This is a genomic window from Bryocella sp. (genome assembly GCF_058498515.1).
Map to the genome: position 1 here is coordinate 130,669 of NZ_JBMHYI010000043.1, position 17,905 is coordinate 148,573.

Annotated in this window: 10 protein-coding genes; 2 read left to right on the top strand and 8 right to left on the bottom strand. The window is 57.6% G+C overall.

Annotation, left to right across the window (positions count from 1 at the left end; translation table 11 throughout):
- Positions 1-145 precede the first annotated feature (145 nt).
- From AC5E6W_RS12980 to AC5E6W_RS13015, 8 genes are all read right to left on the bottom strand, one after another.
- On the bottom strand, positions 146-1,279 hold the full coding sequence (locus AC5E6W_RS12980) for a glycosyltransferase (protein WP_491752733.1): 1,134 nt from the start codon (positions 1,277-1,279) through the stop codon (positions 146-148).
- The gene (locus tag AC5E6W_RS12985) at positions 1,279-2,253 is read right to left on the bottom strand and encodes a glycosyltransferase family 2 protein (protein ID WP_491752734.1); all 975 of its coding nucleotides are present in this window, start codon (positions 2,251-2,253) and stop codon (positions 1,279-1,281) included. Before AC5E6W_RS12985 ends, AC5E6W_RS12980 begins: the two co-directional genes overlap by 1 nt.
- On the bottom strand, positions 2,246-3,016 hold the full coding sequence (locus tag AC5E6W_RS12990) for a WecB/TagA/CpsF family glycosyltransferase (RefSeq protein ID WP_491752735.1): 771 nt from the start codon (positions 3,014-3,016) through the stop codon (positions 2,246-2,248). The genes AC5E6W_RS12985 and AC5E6W_RS12990 overlap by 8 nt, the downstream gene beginning before the upstream one ends.
- A 37-nt stretch (positions 3,017-3,053) precedes the next feature.
- Positions 3,054-3,314 (bottom strand): hypothetical protein, encoded by a 261-nt coding sequence (locus tag AC5E6W_RS12995; RefSeq protein ID WP_491752736.1) that lies wholly within the window; start codon positions 3,312-3,314, stop codon positions 3,054-3,056.
- Positions 3,315-3,652: 338 nt separating this feature from the next.
- Positions 3,653-4,474, bottom strand: coding sequence for an SDR family oxidoreductase (locus AC5E6W_RS13000; protein WP_491752737.1), 822 nt, complete (start codon positions 4,472-4,474; stop codon positions 3,653-3,655).
- A complete protein-coding gene (locus AC5E6W_RS13005) occupies positions 4,471-5,883 on the bottom strand; it encodes an FAD-binding oxidoreductase (protein WP_491752738.1) in 1,413 nt (470 codons plus the stop codon). Before AC5E6W_RS13005 ends, AC5E6W_RS13000 begins: the two co-directional genes overlap by 4 nt.
- A 602-nt stretch (positions 5,884-6,485) precedes the next feature.
- On the bottom strand, positions 6,486-9,191 hold the full coding sequence (locus AC5E6W_RS13010) for a TonB-dependent receptor (RefSeq protein ID WP_491752739.1): 2,706 nt from the start codon (positions 9,189-9,191) through the stop codon (positions 6,486-6,488).
- Positions 9,192-9,303: 112 nt separating this feature from the next.
- Entirely contained in the window at positions 9,304-9,669 is a 366-nt protein-coding gene (locus tag AC5E6W_RS13015; RefSeq protein ID WP_491752740.1) for a hypothetical protein, read from the bottom strand.
- A 593-nt stretch (positions 9,670-10,262) separates the two neighbouring features.
- Between AC5E6W_RS13015 and AC5E6W_RS13020 the strand changes: the two genes are divergently transcribed.
- Together AC5E6W_RS13020 and AC5E6W_RS13025 are read left to right on the top strand one after the other, a co-directional pair.
- The gene (locus AC5E6W_RS13020; protein WP_491752741.1) at positions 10,263-12,977 is read left to right on the top strand and encodes a M14 family zinc carboxypeptidase; all 2,715 of its coding nucleotides are present in this window, start codon (positions 10,263-10,265) and stop codon (positions 12,975-12,977) included.
- Between the two features lie 354 nt (positions 12,978-13,331).
- Positions 13,332-17,426 (top strand): outer membrane beta-barrel protein, encoded by a 4,095-nt coding sequence (locus tag AC5E6W_RS13025; protein ID WP_491752742.1) that lies wholly within the window; start codon positions 13,332-13,334, stop codon positions 17,424-17,426.
- The last annotated feature ends 479 nt before the right edge of the window (positions 17,427-17,905 follow it).

The window sequence follows — 17,905 nt, forward strand, 5'->3', positions numbered from 1 at the left end:
TCACTCGGTCATCTTGGTGGCAGCCCTGAGCGGTAGAACCTCCTCCTCGAAGAGAAAGAGGACAATACCTTCCGGTCCAAAAGGCCATGGGGTGCCAAATAGCCGCACCGCGATAGCAAGATATGAGGTCAGGAACAACCTCATTTTACGATCGCAACTCCATCGACCGCTTCGGCGTCCGCAACACATCATCGATGTATCTCCGCATTGCACTTACAAATACAGATGTATCGAATTCGCATGCATGTTCTCGAATCTGCTGCGGAAGGAACTCGCTCTCGATGTCTTCAAAACGGCAAATCGCGTCGACCACGGCACCAGCAGTTTGATCAGCAAAATAGATCCCTGTATCGGGAAGGCCCTCCGGGTGATTCACCCGCACAGTTTCAAGTGAACCTCCGTATCCGAATGCGATCACGGGACGTCCATATGATTGCGCCTCTACAGGAACAATTCCAAAATCTTCATTCGCAGCAAACAATAGCGCACGGCAATTCGCATAGAGATCCCGCAATTGAAGGTCTGGAACCCGCCCGACAAACTCAATTGTCGGGCCGGCTAGAGCTTTCAGCGACTGTTCTTCGGGTCCCCAACCAGACACGACGAGCCTGCGTTGCAACCTGTTGCAGGCTTCAATGAGGAGGTCAATACGCTTTGTACGATTCAACCGACCCACAGAGAGATAATAGTCGCCAACCGTTTCGGAAATATAGCCGTCGCGCGTTTCTACTGGCGGATAGATGACCGTTGAGTCTCTTCTGTAGTAATGCCGGATGCGATCAGCTATATATTTGGAATTTGCTATATACGATTCAACCCGCTGGGATGCTTCAAAGTCATACTGCCGGAGTCTTCGCGCCGTCATGGCGTAAAACGGTCTTTGCCAGGCGGAGAGGTCCTCTAGATAGGTCCGGTACAAATCCCACACGTGGCGCATCGGGCTGTGGCAATAGCAAATGTGACGCGTCGTAGGATCCGTAATAACACCCTTAACACACGCCCAGTCCGAAGTGATCACGAGATCATAACCCCGCAAGTCGAGAGATTCGACGGCATAGGGATATGTGAAGAGAAGTGGGCGATAGATTTTCTCGATCATTGGTATCCGCTGCAGATATGATCCATGAATTTTTCTGCCTACAAGCTTCGCGGGAATTCCTTGATCCTTGAAAAATAGCGCATAAAAGTCCGCTTGGGGAAACATTTCGCCTAGGACGCCATCCACCTTTTCGGCACCACCATTCGCGAAATACCATGGCACTACAACAGCGACACGCATTATAGAGCCCCCCTGCCAACTGGTCGCCGCCGACCGTTAGAAACTGCAAGTCTGACCTTAGTCCGGGCTCGTTCAGGGACGGTAATGTAGTAGAGAAGGCAAACGAGGCAGCGGGGCGATAAAGCATTGGCTCGTACAATCGTAGACAAGATCTTCGAAAAAGCTGAAATCGATTCGCCCTGCTTAGCCGCGTCTACAGCGCAGACCGTCGAAAGAAAATAGGCCAGGGCTCGCGGGGTCATATATTTTCTGTTCAGTAACGCCCACTCATAGTGAAAGCGCCAGTCCGGTTTCTTGCTTATCCTGCCCTCTTGCTGCTCCGAATGGAAAATTGCGAGTGGCTCCATCACTACTTGGAAGGCAGCTTTCTTGCCTTCAACGGCATGCAGCATCCAGTCTATGTCTTGGTTACGCTTGAGATTCCTCGCAAACTCTACAGATCGCGCAAGTTCCCCGGAAACGAGCCAAGTGGAGGTCTGGACATAGCCACCGGCTCCTAAATTCCTTGTACGACCGAGAAGGTATTCAGAGAATGCTTCCGACGCGATAGGCGCGAACACGGGAAGAATCCGGTCCCCGTAGTTATCCCTCTGAATAAATTGGCTTCCCACAAAGACCAGCCGGCTTGACATCGCCAAGGCAGTTTCAAGCTGCTTTTCAAGCTTTGATACAAACCACTCGTCATCGTCATCCAGGAATGCGATCCAGTCCCCGCCAGCATTCCTTACGCCCACGTTACGGGCTTCACTTCCCCCGACGTTCTGTTCCAGCGCGACGATGTGCAGCCTATCTATCCCCAGGGCAGTCAGAGCCTCTACCGACGCCGGATCAGGTCCATCCACGACAACAATGATCTCGATATTCGTATAAGTCTGAGCTGAAACGCTGCGAACGGCTCGACACGCCAAGTCGGCGCGATTGCGCGTCGGGATGACTACAGACACCAAAGGCCCAGATCGAACTTCATCAATCATCTTGGGCCTTCCTCGTAATCATTTCCCGCAAGATGATTGGGATCAAAGTAAGAGGCTCTAGAAGATATCTGCGATATAAACTCCGTGGCCGCGTGACAAGACGATAGAGCCATTCCAGGCCGATCGGGCCCAGCCAACGAGGTGCCGGCTTTTGGAAATGCATAAGGTATTCAACCGTGGCGCCGCATGGAAGAAGGAGCCTGGAGTGGATCCGAGTTGTCGCCTCGAGGATCCATCGTTCTTGCCTTGGCATCCCCATGCCAACCAAAATGATTTGTGGGCCAAACTCTTCGATCTCTTCCCAGACGGTCGTGTCCGGGGTAAACGCATCAAAACCATGATGGCTACGCACTTGCAGTCCGGGAAACAGCAAACCAAGACGGGCGGGGACGTTCTCAGACATCTCGGGTGGCCCCCCCAAAAAGTAGATTCGCCAGGATCTCTCTGCCGCCATTCGAAGGAAATCCACGATCCAGTCGAGATACCCATTGCGGTGTGTGCGCCGCAGGGGCACCCTCAACAACTTGGCTAGCAAGATAATCGAGATGCCATCGACATGGGTATAGAGAGCTCTACCGTAGAAATCGCGCATCGCCTGCTCGCGATGCACCAGGTAAAGGCTATGCAGATTATGGTTGCCTACGATGCAATTTTCCAGATCAGAGGCCATGATCACATCGAAAACCCCCAATAGTTCGGCCTTCGTGAGAGGCTGAACCTTCACACCCAAAAATTGATATGTGGGAAATTCTATGATGGCCATGATTTTGTGAGCCTTGATATATGTCAGATGGGCCGATTTAAGTGCAAAAACTTACGCCGCACGCGCCTGACAAGTTCATGGCGCCTTGATACACGAAATTGCGCAAAACCGAAGAGTTATATCGCATGGCGCTCACGCCCATCTCATAGAAGAACGAATCATAAAATGCAACGATGAGCAAGTAACTTTCGCCGCAAAACCCTAAAGTGACCGGAAAATATTGACGAGAAACCTTCCGCACCACCACCCCCTGGAAGCCGCCCCGAAGAAAATCCCGCAAATCCTCAACGATGTCCATCTCGACGACTCAGCAGAAACCACCCATTCGACCACCTGACTGCGCCATCTCTTGAGTCCAGACACTCCAAGATTTTCATCGCTCAATCTGTCGCAGGTTTGATTGCCTGCGTCCGAGGATACCACGGTATCGGGATTCGCTGACATGACGCGAACGTTTGCTTGTCTGACAGAACGGGTTCCCCTCGAAGAAACCGCGCCCTCAATCTCTAGCGAGGCACAAGCCTCAACCATAGCTGGCAGGGCCGGTGTGGCTGCGACATCATCGTTTCCCGTAGCACTTGATCATTGACCTACGTCTCAGGGGCCGCGCCCCGGCAACAGCTGGATAGTATTGCACTACTCCGCGCCCAGACTCAGCTTCTTGAACACTGTCTCCGGGATGAGCTTAATGACGGCCATAATGATCCGCCAGATGCCCGGGACATAGAGGACATCGCCGCCCTTATCGATGGAACTCACAATGCTCGCCGCAACCTTGTTCACGTCGGCGAACTTGTCACTGCCCTTCATACTCTCAGTCATCGCCGTCTTCACCGGGCCAGGGAGAATGGTCAGCACCCGCACGCCCTCGCGATCGATACGATTGCGCAGTCCGCTCAGAAATGCCGTCAAGCCTGCCTTCGCTGAGCCATACACATAGTTCGACTTCCGCCCACGCTCGCCAGCCACGGAAGAGATCACCGCGAGGGTGCCAGTGTGCCGCTGCGCGCAGTAGTTCGCCAGCCAGGTCAGCAGGCTCGCCGGCGCAATGAAGTTGTTATGCAGTACAGCGGCCGCATCCTCGAAGCTGCGCTCCGACTGCGCCTGCTCGCCCATCGTACCCACCGCGATGAACGCCACATCCAGCCCGCCCAACGAGTTGATAGCATGCGCCAGCATCTGTGGGTGTGCAGCAGTATCATCGAGGTCAGCCACCTCGCTATCCACATAAGACGCGCCGCGCACACGGGCATCGTCCGCCACCACACCGAGTCTCCCCGGACTGCGGGCAACGAGATACAGCAAGTCGCCACGCGCAGCCCAACGCCGGATACAAGCCTCAGCGATGCCCGAGGTCGCGCCCAGCACAAGGATGCGTTTCGGTGTTCCGGAGGTCATCGAAGGACGTCTGGCGATCTGCAGAGGATGCGTTGGGTTAGCGGGATTCGCCGCGCTCATCGGCCGACCGTCCTTACCGTGCGTCCCGTGTAGCTTGCACCCACCACGCGCTCCCAGAAGCTCGACGTGATCGCAGGATCCTTGAAGCGTGCGAACTTCTCCCACTGCGGATAAAAAGCCTGGAACTGGTCCGGAGTCATACAGGCGTCTTTTGCCGAGTACAACCGGCCGCCGTATTCCTTCGTCATGTCGCCGAGCCGCTGCATCAGCGGCATCGTGATGCCGGGCTTGATCGGGAAGTCCAGGGCGAACATAAAGCCGGGCATCGGGAAGCTCATCATACCCACCGAAGGCACATCGCCGAACGTCTTCAACACCGCAAGAAAGCTTGCAAGGCCGGACTTGGTGATCTCTCTCAACATCGCAATAGTGCCTTCCTTGCTCGTCTGCCACGGCAGCGCGAACTGGAATTGCACAAAGCCGCGCTGGCCGTACATGCGGTTCCAATGCAGCACCTTATCCAGCGGGTAGAAGAAGGGCTCGTAGTCCTGCTTCGTCTTTACATGGCTCTTGATCTGTTTATGGAAGAATGCCGTGTTAAATGCGCTGATCGAGAGCTTGTTCAGCAGGAAGCCTGGAGCGTTCATCGGGAACACGAGCTTCGGCTCGGGGCTGGGCTTCAACTCACCCGGCTCTTTCGCATGCTCTCCCAGCATGTAGACGCCCCGCGCAAAGTTCTTCCCCGTCGACACGCAGTCGAGCCACGAGACACTGTACTCCACATTTGCGTACTGCTTCTTAATGGCGACGAACTCATCGATCCCGTGAAACTGGATGCCTTCATAATCAATGAGCCGCGACACGATGGGCTTGAGCTTCAGCTGCGCCCAGCTGATCAGTCCCGTCAGCCCCATACCGCCGATCGTCGCAGCGTAAAAGTCGGGGTTCTCCGTCGGCGTGCACAGCATGCGCGTGCCGTCGGAGCGCACCAGCTCGAACGCTGGCACATGGTTCCCAAACGAGCCTGCAGCCTCATGGTTCTTGCCGTGGATGTCGTTGGCAATCGCGCCGCCGAGCGTAACGTACTTTGTCCCGGGAGTCACCGGGACGAAAAAGCCCCGTGGCACACAGAAGTCCAGAATCTCCGCGAGAGTGATGCCGGACTCCGCGGTCAGCAGACCCGTCTCTGCGTCAAAGGCCAGCAGCCGGTTCATCGAGGTCGTCTTAACCAGCGTGCCATCCTTCAGCAGGCACACGTCTCCATAGCTGCGGCCCATGCCCACGGGCAGAACGCCGTGATGCACGCCGTCGATCACACGCGGATAGTCGCCCTGCCAATGAAGCGGGATCACGTTGGCGTTGTAATTCGGGTAGCGTCCCCAGGATTCGAACGGCGCCTTGCCCGTAAAGCCGGGCTCGGTCTCCGCGGTGAATGCCGGAGGAAACTGAAGATCCTCGGTCGCTGGCATACATCAAGGATAGCCTACTCGGCAAAATGGCTACATAGCCGTTGGCTCACGGAATGGTCGGGCCTGCACACACCGAGCTCGCAAACTCATGGGGGCCAAGAGGTGAGCATTGTGTGATCGCGATCACCGCGGCAGCCATGAAATAGCGTTGCCGCTGCGTATGATCACCAACGTCACCGGCGTTCGCGACTTGCCTAAGGCCCCTCGCCGACGAGGCGAATCACTACAACCCGTCCTCCTGACCGGCGATATCCTGAGAGCTGCTCGCCTCGAACAATCAACGGGCTGGACATCGCCTTTCGATCATCATCGATCCAGCGGTCTCTGCCGCTCGCCTCACCAAACCATGCTCCCAACGCCAGGCCGAGCAGACATAGGACGATCCACACAAGGAGCATCAGTTTCTCTTCGGGAGATACGATCGGCTTCCTGCGCCGCGACGAAGAAGGCCGCGGAACAACCCCGTCGCGCAGCAGCTGCCTTCCTGCGGGAGTCCGCAGGAAGGCACGCCACAGCGACTGCCGGGAGCGCAATATGTTTCGCATCACATCACCTCGCCGGCCTGACGCCCAGATCGTCCCGGTGCCAGGCCTGTGGTGGGATCAGAAATGGAATGCCACTTCGGCGGTGACGGTGCGAGGTGTGAGGTAATGGGTTCCGGAGAACGTGGACAGGAAGTTATACAGCGCATATTTGTTGGCGATGTTAATCGCCGTCACGCTTGCGCTGAACCTGTACCGTTCGCCTTCGCCAAAATGAACGATGTTGCTATCGCCCAGCGCTAGGTCAAAGACCGTGCGAGGTTGAATACGCTGCGGGCTCCTGTCATCGTCTTCCGTGCCTGGGGGCGGGATCACAATGAGTTTCGAGGTCAACTGCGATGCGAGGCAAACCTCAGAATTCCCCCCGACTGCAGCACCCGTCCCGAGCGTCGGCGTGGCCTTCACTCCGTTGCACACCAGTCCAGCCTGAAACTGCTGGTCAGGACTGAGACCACTGAGATCCACATATGGCTGCCCATTGATCGTGATGGAGGTACCGGAGCAGGCGCTGTTCGGATCCGTCACGTTGTAGCAAGGCGCCGCACCCGCAACGAGGCCGGTGTCATATCGCCAGTTAAACGACGTGTACAGGCTCTTGCGGAATGGCATCGTGTACTCCACGTGTGTCGTCTCGTTGAAGTGCTCGTCGTGGTCGATGCGGAAGGGAGCGTTGGATCCGGGGGTGTTCGGGGTCGCGCCGACACCGCCGACCTCAGGATTGAAGAAGCGCGCCGAGACCGACGAGCCGTTGAACCGGATCGACAATCCCTTCACATTCGTGAGCGAGGCGCTCATCGCATAGCCAGGGATCTTCGAGTTGTGCCACTCGATCGGGAAGGTGATCGGCGTCGTGCCCAGCACACTGAAGTCATACGCGTTATGCGTGTACTTCGTCAGGTACTCGAGCGTAAAGACAAGATGGCGTCCTGCAGACTGCGTAAAGCCCGCGTGAAATTCATTACGGAAGCCAGGATTGAACGGCGTCGCCGCCTCGGTCGCGCAGCTGCCCGCGGAGAGTGTGGCAAAGATGTTGTAGAGCACAGGGTTCGCACATCCCGTCGAGGACAGCACGAGGTTCTCGTTAAAGGGTGTCTCCTGGGTGCGGGCATACGAGACGCGCAGCACGGTGCCGCTCTGCTTGATGTTGTAGGAGACACCGGCGCGCGGCTCCGCCTGGCGCTGGACCGCCAAGCCGTTGTAGAAGTCACCACGCAGACCGAAGTTCGCTTGAAAGTTCCGCAGTGAGATCGAGTCTTCCCCATAGAGAGCGACCTGCTTCACATCGGTGCGGCCCGACCAATGATAGTAGCTTCCTCCCGCCGTCAAATCATACGGAGCGAGGATGCCACAGGCTGAATTGGTAGGATCCGGGCATCCGAGACCAGACACCAGCGTCGGATCGACGATGCCGATGTGATCGTTTTCCCGCAGGAAGGTCTGCTGATAGACGCCGCCCACCTTGACGTTGTGGATGCCATGCACATACGAGTAGTCCGTGCGCACGCCGATGTTGGTCAAAGAGCGAGCCTGGCTCACGCTCTCCTGCTGCTGATCGACAGCATAATCCGCGAGCGGATTGTTGCTCGGATAGTAGTTGTAGGCGTCGCGCCGAACGAATACACCGAAGTTGACCACGGACTCAGGGCTGATGACGTGCGTGAACGTCGGCGAGAAGTTGACGGTTCCGATCTTCGAACGCTGATCTGTATCGCTCACCGGATTGCCAAACTGATCCACGACGCCGAGGTTCTCGTAGTCGTTCGGCGTCTGAAACCACGAGTGTGTGTACTGGAAGTTAAGATGAACCGAGTCGCGTTGGCTCAGGTTGAAGTCGACCCGATCGAAGACGTTTTCTTCGTTGCCCTTGTCATGGAAGACCACAAACTCTGGCGCATCGAGAAAACGGCCCGTCTGCAGCCCATCTACGGCGATGAAGTTGCCCCAGTTGCGGCCACCTTGCGCGTAGTCGAAGCCGACGCTGGTGCTCCCGAAGGTGCCATACGCTGCATGCACGCCGCCCGTGGGCTTCGTGATGCCCTGCCCCGATCGGGTCGTCACTGCAATAACCAGTGAGGTCTTGTCGCCATACTCCACCGGAGGAGCTCCGTCGATGACCTGCAACAACTGAACGGCCGCAGCAGGAAGCTGGTTGGAGAAGACCTTGCTCTGCTGATCGGAGATTGGCTCGCCATCGACACTGAACGAGTCCTCATTGTGATCGCCCAGACCATGCATGAGGCCGTTGGAGTCAGCCGCTACACCGGGCGACGCCAATGTCACGATGGAGCTTAGCGCGCTCGACGGACTCTCTATCGGCAGATGATCGATCAACGAGCGATCGACATCCGTGTGGTACGTGGGAGAGGTCTCCGAGATCGGCCCGGCTGCGGCCTCTACTTCCACCGTCTCCGTTTCCGCCGCCTTCACATGGAGTTCCGCAAACACCGGAACACTGGAGATAACGTTGACCTCCGCTCGGGAGTAACCGAACCCCTGCGCCGTCGCGGTGACGGTATAGGAGTCGAAGGGTACGTTATAGAAAGCGAAGTTTCCCTCCGGGTCCGTCGTTGCAGAACGCGAGAAGCCACTCACCGGATTGATGAGGACTACCTTCGCGTTGGGTACCTTAGCACCCGTCGGATCCGAGACACTTCCCTTCACAACACTTGAGTTGGTCTGGCCCACAGCGGTTGCCAATGGAACGAGAGCCAGAAGACCCACAAAGAAAAATCTGATGAACGTACGCAACGTATGCGTAATTTGCACGATAACCTCCAGTCAAGAAGAGACGACAAGGCGCTCATCGACACGACGCCGGTGAGTGCGCAGGATGCTCCGCACCACTACAACCGGTGCAGGAACAAGGGAACAGCTGTCTTTATCGAGTGGAGTTAGGTGGGGGCTTGCTGAAGTGCGTGTACGCCGTCGGCGCAGCGATGAATCGTCCACGCGTTACAACCAGCAGCGCAGAGGTCTCCTGTGGTGGCACAGGCAGCCTGGCAGCCTCTGCAGGGCTCGCCGAGTGCATCGCTACGCAAAGCGGGCAGAGATCAGAGCTCGTTCCTGCCGCAGCAAGGAGTGCATGCCCCTTGCCCTGCGGCGTAACGGTGTTCTCGCCCCGATGCGTATGTGCCGTCTGGACCATGAGGCCCAGGAAGACCGCGAAGACGCCAACCCACTTCCTCATCTTCAGGGACAAGGACACGGCCATGCTGGCCTTCGGATTGAGGCGCCTGTTGGTCACGACGTTTCCAGTATGACGTATCTAGCCAGCTTCTGGACTCCGGCTCGCCAGCTTCGCGCGAAAAGCGTCTCCATCGCGTGCCGGGCGCAACGTCCATAGAGCCCATCCCGCCCGACGCTGAGTCACGCACTGATGCGCAGTTTCTTTCCCTTCCCCAGCTGCGAAACGTTCACGACGAAGTCCGCAGGGCGCGCCGGGGCTTGGAGGTCCGTTCCGGGCTTCGCGCTCGCCTTCATGCCCTCGGTGACGTGACGCACCACCTTGCCCTCTGGCTAATCGAAGCCACCAGAATCTAGACGGAAGCGACCAAACCTCTACCGCGAGAGGTTTCGTCTGCCCGTTGCACTCTGGACTTGATATCTGATATCGTCTGGCTCATCGAGATGAAGAATGCTTATTCAAATGCGGCGACGCAGGCGCTCCTCCAGCGCTGTTGCCCTTTCCATCTCTTCCTCTCTCTCTCCTGTCGATAAAAACCTGCCTGTACCGGTCCTGACGCCGTCCCCGAGACGTGTTGTGCGTGGCTGCAGTCACTCTTAGCGTAGGTCGTCGTCTCCCCGATTCGATCACTCTTTAAGTTCTACGAGGAAGCAATGAAAACATTCATCGCAACGCTCCTGCTGTTGTCTGCCGCAGTTCCTAGCCTTGCACAGAAGCACGTCACCACTCCGGAAGAAGCGTTTGGATTCAAGCTTGGAGCAGATCGCAAGCTCGCCGATTGGAACCAACTCACCGCCTACTACAAGAAGCTTGCAAGCGAGAGTGATCGCATTCGCTACGAGGAACTGGGAAAGACCACGGAGGGCCGGCCCTTCGTTGCAGTCACCATCTCCGCACCGGAGAATCTGTCCCACCTGGATCACTATCTTGACATTCAGCGCAGGTTGGCTGACCCGCGTATTACTTCGCCGGAAGAGGCGAAGAAGCTCGTCGCTGAGGGAAAGACCATCCTCGCTGTCACCGCGAACATCCACTCTACGGAGATAGCCAGCTCGCAGAGTGTCGCTCAGTTTGCGTATGAACTCGCGACCGGGAACACACCGCGCATTCAGTCGATCCTGCACAACGTCATCATCATACTTGTGCCATCGCAAAACCCCGATGGCGAGCAACTCGTCGTCGACTGGTACAAGAAGTACCTCGGCACACCGTACGAGGGCACGCAGCCGGTCGTCATCTGGCATCACTACACCGGCCACGACGACAATCGCGACTGGGCCACCTTCACACAAGTCGAGACCCAACTGACCACCGAAAAAGTCCTCAATCGCTGGCATCCCGAGATCCTCTACGACATGCATCAGCAGGGAGAGGATGCGGCGCGCATCTACGTGCCTCCGTTCGTGGATCCCTTCGACCCCAACATCGATCCCCTGCTCATCTCGTCGATCAACGCATTGGGAGCCAACACGGCACTGGACATCGCCGGTACTGGCAAGACGGGCGTGCTCTCTTATGGCGTCTACGACTTCTGGTCTCCCCTGCGCGACTACATCTCGCTGCACAACGGGCTTCGCATCCTCACCGAGTCAGCAAGTGCGAACATCGCTACGCCCGTTAACATTCCCTATGAGCGGCTCGGCCGCGGCATTGGATACGACGCGAAGGTAGCGGCGTGGAACTTCCCCAATCCCTGGAAGGGTGGTTGGTGGCGTCTCGGCGACATCGTCGACTATCAGCACGACGCCTTCTTCTCAATCGCCTATAACGCTGCTACCTTCCGCGAGCGCTATCTCAACAACTTCTACACCATTGGTCAGCACGCAGTAACTCGTTCTGCCGGTCAGCCCTATGCCTGGATTATCCCCGCGGAGCAGACCGACCCCGTCGTCACGGCACGACTCGTCAACACGTTGCGTACCGCCGATGTCGAAGTCCAGCGCGCAACAACTCCGTTCACTGCAAATGGACAGCAGTTCGGCGCAGGTAGCTATATCGTTCCGCTCGGCCAGCCCTTCGCCGCATTTGCCAAGAGCGTTCTCGAGATCCAGCACTACCCCAACATCGCGCAATATCCCGGTGGTCCGCTGCAGCGTCCCTATGATGTCACCGCGCAGACACTGCCTCTGCTCTTCGGCGTCAATGCGGTCGAGGCCAAAGACAAGTTCGATGCCTCTACTCAACCTGTCACTACGGCCAAGCCCACTCCGGGACACTTCGAAGGCCACTCATCTACCGGCTATTTTATTGCCGATACCACCAACTCCAGCCTGTACGCGGTCTTCTCCCTGCTGGCGCAGAAGGTGCAGGTCTACCGGCTCACCTCTTCGCCCACGCCCGGCACGATCTATGTCCCCTCCCAGCCGGGCATCGACGCAAAGCTAAGCAAGCTGGCTGCCGACTTCTCTCTCGACATCAAGCCCGCGTCCTCCGCACCAGCGGGCAATGCACTCGTCTTGCACCTGCCTCGCATCGGTCTCTATCAAAGCTGGGTAGCTTCCATGGACGAGGGTTGGACCCGCTTCATCTTCGATCAGAACCACATCCCGTATATCCGCTTGGTGGACGCGGACGTGCGCAAAGGTGACCTGCACCGGCGATTCGATGTAATCATCCTCCCCGATAACTCGGGACGCGCCATCACCTCAGGTAGCCGCGGCTTTGGCGAAGGGGAAGGCCCGGCGGCCCCAACGGCAAACAATACACAGGCTACTGCAAGAGCCGGAGGTGCAGAAGGCACAGCTCGTGTTCGTAGAGGACCGGCTGGCGAGGGAGCCACTCCCCCACCGCCGACCCCACCCGAGTTCACCGGTGGCCTCGGCCCCGACGGTGTCTCCGCGCTCAATGCCTTCACGAACGATGGCGGAACGATCATCACTTTCAACCGTGCCTCCGAGGTCTACGCGAAAAAAGGTGGCGTCATCGAGAACGCACTCGACACCATCGATCGTCGTCAGTTCTATATCCCCGGCTCAATCCTTCAGGTCTCAGTCGATCCCAACAACCCAATCGCCTTTGGCTCGACTCCGACGGTGCCCATCTTTTACGAGAACGGCCCCATCTTCCGCGTGAATGGCGAGGCTCAGTCCATCGCTTCGTTCAACACCGACGCACCGCTCCTCAGCGGCTGGATCCTCGGAGGCAACCTCCTCAAAGGGACCTCTGTGATCGCGCAGCAGAACGTCGGCAAGGGCCACCTGATCCTCTTCGGATTCCGGCCGCAATATCGCGCCATCTCTGAAGTCACCTATAAGTTCCTCTTCAACGCATTGCTCTACTCCGCCTCGCAACCGGCGGCCATCAACAACAGTGCGAACCTCGCGCAGCCCTCCAAGCAAGAGGCTGCCGCAAAGACAGGAGGCGAATGATAATCCCAGTGAATCACTACGACACACAACCCATGCCTCACCTGAATACCGTGGGACGCGATCAGCGCCTTTGTCTTTGTTGCTTCTAATAGCACTGGCCTCCTAGTAACTCACGATGCGCTGCAATGCGCCCCAAACGGCGACCCCACGTAGCCGCAGGGCCGCCGTTTGCTGCGAAACGAACCGTAAGGAGTATGAAATGAAGCAACAAATCTTGTCCCTGCCTCGATGTTGCAATGCCAGCCATTTCCCCAATGGCGTAACGGTAGTCGTCTGTCTCGAAGTGACTGCGCACAGGCGAGATCGCACCCGAATTCCCAACGATAAGACACAGGAACGAATACGAGGGGTTTCATGAACACCACTGGCTTCAGGCGGTTGCTTCTTGCGACTGGCATCTTCCTTCTCTTGGCACTCATCCCCCACAGCGCGAGTCTGGCTTTCGGCCAGGCCACCAGCAGCGGTACGATCGTCGGCACAGTAACCGACTCGAGCGGTGCGCTGATCGCGGACGCCACGATTACAGTAACTGACCAGGCTACAAAGAGTACCCGCACCACCGTCTCCAATAAGCAGGGCCAGTACATCGTTCCCGATGTCCCCCCCGGCGTCTACGATGTGAAGACCACGAGAACCGGCTTCTCAACGGATGTGATTACGGCTCTGACAGTAAGCGTTGGCTCTCAGACGACGGCCAACTTCAGGATGGAAGTCGGTGCCGACAGCACCACTGTTGAGGTCACTGCATCCAACGCGGACCTCCAGACGATCAACGCATCCACTGGCACAACCGTCGACCCGGCCCTCACCGCCTCCCTGCCGACGATCGGTCGCGAGGTATCCACCTTCGTCACGCTGCAGGCTGGCGTGACACCAGGTGGCAACGTCGCAGGAACCACAACAGACCAGGCCACCTTCATGCTCGACGGCGGCAACAATACCTTCGATATGGATGGCACGTCGACGACGTATACGACGGCGTTTGCCCCAGTACAGGGCGCCATGCCGATGCCGCAGGACAGCATCGAAGAATTCAAGGTGTCCACCACCGGCCAAACCGCCGACTTCAACAACTCCTCCGGTTTCCAGACGCAGGCAGTCACCAGGCGCGGTCACGACCAGTGGACCGGAACGGTATACGAGTACTATCTCAATAACAACTTCAACAGCAATACTTGGCAGGGCAACTTCCCGAACACCGGTACCACCTCCTATACCCCGAAGACGAGCTATCATTACAGCCGTTACGGCGTGGCCGCGGGTGGCCCCATCCTGCCGAAGCTCTTCGGCGGAAAAACCTATCTCTTCGCAATGTATGAAGGTTTCCGATACCCCCAGGCCTCGATCTATGAGCGGACAGTCCCGTCCTACCAATACTTGCAACAGGGACAACTCACCTTCGGCTCGACGACCTACACGAAGCAGCAGTTGATCACTGCCGACCCCCGCGGCATCGGCATGAATCCAACCCTCGCCAACTTCTATAACAATCAGCTGCCAGTTGCCCCGGCATCGAGTAACGGTTCTGTCGGAGCTACTGGCATAACGTATGTGGGCACTTTCGATCAAAGCTGCGGTGGACTGTCTACATCCTATTGCGATGGTAAGAACATCATCGGATATAAGGCCTCCGTCCTCACACCGGAAAAGAGTGACTTCTTCGTGGCGCGTATCGACCACGACTTCGGCCCTAAGTGGCATGTCATGGCGAGCTACCGCTATTACGAGTTCACCAGTGTCACTAGCAATCAGGTCGACATTGGCGGCGCTCTGCCCGGGGATAAAGTTGGCGTGCCCACAGCCGTTGCACCTCGCCCTCAGGAACCGTGGTATCTCGTCGTTGGCGTCACCACTAACATCAGCTCCAGCCTCACCAATGACTTTCACTACAGCTTTCTGCGTAATTATTGGAACTGGAAGGACGCCAATGCACCCGCGCAGGTCGCAGGTGCTGGCGGCGCCATCGAGCCTCTGGGCGAGAGCGCTACCACGGTGCTCTCGCCCTACAACGTCAATGCGCAGAGCATCCGCACACGCTCCTGGGATGGCAAGGACAACTTCTTCAGCGACAACGTCACGAAGCTGAAAGGAAATCACTTCCTCCAGGTCGGGGGCCAATTCCAGCACAACTTCTACTTTTTCTCCCGCACGGACAATGGTTCCAGCATCAACTTCACACCCACTTACCAGATCGGCGACAGCGGCGGCGGCGGCAACATCTCCTACACCGGGCTCAGCGCGGTAGGAGCAGGCACCTCGTCCAACGCCCGCATTCTTGATACTTACTATGGTCTCGTCACGGACACGCAGGTGGCCAATACTTACAGCAATACCGCGAACGGCCTCACGCTAAACGCACCGCTGACACCCGTCACCGGTCATGCGAGCAATCCGTTCTACAACATCTACGTCACGGATACATGGCACGCCAAGCCGACACTGACCTTGAATCTTGGCGTCAGCTATGCCGTGGAGATGCCACCCACGGACCGCAACGGCAACGAGTCTCTCCTCACCGACGCATCTGGCAACCCGCTCAGCACGGAGAAGTTTCTCGCCGACCGGAAGGCCGCCGCTATCATTGGGCAGATCTACAATCCTGAGATCGGCTGGGCCGAGATCCACAATGTGCAAGGCAATCGCAAATATCCCTACAACCCCTTTTACGGCGGAGTGAGTCCTCGCGTCTCGGCTGTGTGGACGCCAAAGTTCAGCTACGAAGGGCTGAACAAGTTCTTTGGGGATGGCGCTACGGCGATTCGAGTTGGATACGGCCGCCTCTATGGCCGAGTCAACGGCGATGCGGAGATCCTTCCGCTGCTGGCCGCTCCGGGTCTGATCCTTGGAACCCAGTGCAAGTATGCGCAGTCTTCCACCACCGGCACCGGTCTTTGCACGCAAACCAACTACACGGACAAAACTGCGTATCGATTCGGCAACACGAGTCAGGGTGAAGATGGCATTGCACCCGTTTTGGCCAGTGCGCCCGTGACCAACACACTCCCACAGCCCTACCATCCCGGCTTCGATGGCCCGGGCATCGCGAGCTCCTCGGGGGTGGACGTCTCGATGCGCCCCAACGTCGTCGACACCTTCAACGTCTCCGTCCAGCGTCAGATCAATCGCAAGATGCTGATCGAGGTCGGCTACATCGGGCGGCTGATCCATCACGAGTTCAACCAGCTCAACCCCAACTCGGTGCCATACATGCTGAGCCAGGGCGGCCAATCGTTCGAAGCCGCGTACGTGGCGGTCGAAACGGCCTTTGGCTGCACGACCTCGGCCAGCCTCTGCTCAGCCAACACCACAGCTGCGACGACCAAGAAGATCTATCCGACCGTCGCCCCACAACCGTTCTTTGAGACGGCACTCGGAGGTGTAGGCTCAGCCTATTGCCCCACTCCTACTTACAGCAGTTGCACACAAGCGGTCGTCGCGAAGCAGGCTGCCAACTTCGGCCAGCAGAAGGTCTTCAGCCTCTGGCAAGCGCTCGATAACAACGTTAATGGCGCCGTTGGAGCAGGCTTCGTATTTCCCCGCAGCCTCATGGGCACACCCACCTCGATCGCAACCTTCGGCTCTGCCGGTCAGGTTGTAAGCGGCATGAACCAAGACGTGCCAAACGGGTACAGTAACTACAATGGGGGGTATGTGACATTCAAGACCAGTGGCTGGCGCGGCCTCACGCTGCAGGAAAACCTCACCTACAGCAAAGCGCTTGGCCTGCAGCCTGGCAACCAATCCGCCAGTGGTTCAACCGACGTGGATAACTACAACCCGGGCCTGCAATATGGTCGACAGGGCTTCGACCAGAGAGTGATCTTCAACACCTTCATCGTCTATGACACTCCTTGGTATAGGGGACAACCAGGCATCATCGGCCGGTTCGCAGGAGGTTGGACACTCTCGCCAGTCTTGACTGCCGCCTCTGGCGCTCCGCTCGGCTGCGCGACCAACAACTCTGGTCAAAGCTTCGGCGGCAACGATGGAAGCAACCTGACCGATACCGAAAACTGCGTCTTTACCAGCGCGTACACAGGCGGCTATAGCACGCATCGCGGCGTCCTCGGTGGAACCGACCCCAACGGCGTCGCAGTAGGTACGGCTGTTCACACGGGCAGCACCTCGGCCGCTGTCAACATGTTTACCAACCCCGTTGCTGTCTTCGATCAGATCCGCCCTCTGATCCTCGGGCTCGACTCGCGTTCGGGTGGCGCCGGCAGGATCAGCGGTCTTCCCTCCCTCAACCTCGATCTCAGCGTCAAGAAGAAGCTCGTGGTGTACGAGCGCTACAGCCTGGAACTCACCGGCGTCTTCCAAAACGTGATGAACCATCTCGACTTCGCAAACCCCAGCCTCAGTTTGCAGTCTTCGAGCTCTTGGGGCGTTATCAAGACGCAAGGCAACACGCCGCGTCAGATTCAGGCAGGTGTTCGCGCCTATTTCTAAACATCACCTTATTCACCATCAACGGCCCTCAGCTCGCTGAGGGCCGTTTGCATTCAGCTGGCGCTTCCTGCGCGTCATCTCGCGAACAATCTACTTCATCGTAAAAGACGCGATAACGCACGAACGGCAACCCGCATCGCCTACAGTTCACACTCGACTACACTTGGCACATTCGCTCGACCAGGGCGGTGACGCGCAAACCGCGCCGTTGCGATCGCACTCACTTTCGGCTCGATACGGATACCCCTGTCACTGAAACGAGCGCATCTCTCACGCGGTCTACTTTTGAGTACACGGTTGACTGAGATTCAACTGCCAGCCACATACCTATAGATACCTGGGCATTGATTCTGTCAATATCCGAGGTGGCAATCACCTCCACATTCGTGTGCCACAAGTCGCGGCATGCCAGTGTGAGCAGTCGCCGCCTTGGCTACGAGGTCCACGCGTACTCCAACGCCCGTGAAGCTCTTGGAGGC

Bases quoted from the DNA above. Each gene is read 5' to 3' on its own strand.
- AC5E6W_RS12980 (WP_491752733.1), bottom strand. From the start codon at position 1,279: ATGCGTGTCGCTGTTGTAGTGCCATGGTATTTCGCGAATGGTGGTGCC.
- AC5E6W_RS12985 (WP_491752734.1), bottom strand. From the start codon at position 2,253: ATGATTGATGAAGTTCGATCTGGGCCTTTGGTGTCTGTAGTCATCCCG.
- AC5E6W_RS12990 (WP_491752735.1), bottom strand. From the start codon at position 3,016: ATGGCCATCATAGAATTTCCCACATATCAATTTTTGGGTGTGAAGGTT.
- AC5E6W_RS12995 (WP_491752736.1), bottom strand. From the start codon at position 3,314: ATGGACATCGTTGAGGATTTGCGGGATTTTCTTCGGGGCGGCTTCCAG.
- AC5E6W_RS13000 (WP_491752737.1), bottom strand. From the start codon at position 4,474: ATGAGCGCGGCGAATCCCGCTAACCCAACGCATCCTCTGCAGATCGCC.
- AC5E6W_RS13005 (WP_491752738.1), bottom strand. From the start codon at position 5,883: ATGCCAGCGACCGAGGATCTTCAGTTTCCTCCGGCATTCACCGCGGAG.
- AC5E6W_RS13020 (WP_491752741.1), top strand. From the start codon at position 10,263: ATGAAAACATTCATCGCAACGCTCCTGCTGTTGTCTGCCGCAGTTCCT.
- AC5E6W_RS13025 (WP_491752742.1), top strand. From the start codon at position 13,332: ATGAACACCACTGGCTTCAGGCGGTTGCTTCTTGCGACTGGCATCTTC.